2 protein-coding genes are annotated in these 914 nt (G+C 57.7%); both read right to left on the reverse strand.

Annotation, left to right across the window (positions count from 1 at the left end; genetic code table 11):
- Positions 1 to 183: DUF4880 domain-containing protein (locus HX846_RS33660; protein ID WP_178967093.1), on the reverse strand; the 183-nt coding region annotated here is incomplete at its 3' end.
- A 7-nt stretch (positions 184 to 190) separates the two neighbouring features.
- Positions 191 to 709 carry a sigma-70 family RNA polymerase sigma factor gene (locus HX846_RS33665; protein WP_008430460.1) on the reverse strand — a complete coding sequence of 173 codons (519 nt, stop codon included), beginning with the start codon at positions 707 to 709 and terminating at the stop codon, positions 191 to 193.
- Between the last annotated feature and the right edge of the window lie 205 nt (positions 710 to 914).

The raw sequence follows: 914 nt of genomic DNA on the forward strand, positions 1-914 counted from the left end.
CCCGCGCAGCGCCTGCATGCGCGCAATCACATCTTCCATGCGCGCTGCTGATGCGGCGTGTTGCGGGCCTTGCTGCTTCCAGCGCTCGAACGCCTGGCGCTGGGCCTCGGTCAATTCACCTTCGTGCAGGCGAATCATCCATTCGGCGGCTTGTTCATCGATCTGTTGGCGAGAGGCGGGCATGCGCGGCTCAGATGTCCACGCTGTGGCTGCAATGCAGCAGGGCCTGGATCAGGTATTTGCGTACCGTACGTTCCGACAGCTTCAGTTGTCGGGCGATTTGCTGCTGGGTCAGGTCTTCGAGGTAATACAGCACAAACGCCTGCCGCATATTGTCGTGCATGCCTTCCAGCATGAAGGCGATGTGCTCGAGGGCTTCCAGGGTGGTGTGGATCTGTTCGGGCGACTGGAAACCTTCCAGGGTTTCCACCGTCAGCATCAATTCCTGAAGGTAGGCGTGCTCAATCTGCTTGCGCCGTGCCTGGTCGATGATCAGCCGCCTGGCGGTGGTACTTAAATAGGCGCGGGGTTCGCGGATGGCGGTCACCGACTCGCGGGCGTGCAGAATCCGCGCGAAGGTGTCCTGCGCCACGTCGGCGGCGTTATGGGTACAGCCCAGTTTTCGGCGCAACCAAGTGAACAGCCAGCCGTGATGCTCGCTGTACAGCTCAGTAATCTCCCGTTGGAACGGCGGTTCACCCACAGACATAAGGCCCGGCCCAGGTGTTATTGAGAATAATTGTTAATTGTGGGGCCAAGGCTTGGGCAAACGCAATAGACTCGCGTTTGCACCCAAAGCGCCGGTTTTGCGGGGTGCGCGGGGTCGAAGACAAAATATTTTAAATAAATTGCATTTAAATCATGACATTACGGAAAAATGCTATAGAATGCGCCCCACACCGAAAGTGAAGGGT

It is taken from the genome of Pseudomonas sp. K5002 (genome assembly GCF_013386655.1).
Classification (GTDB): Bacteria; Pseudomonadota; Gammaproteobacteria; order Pseudomonadales; family Pseudomonadaceae; genus Aquipseudomonas.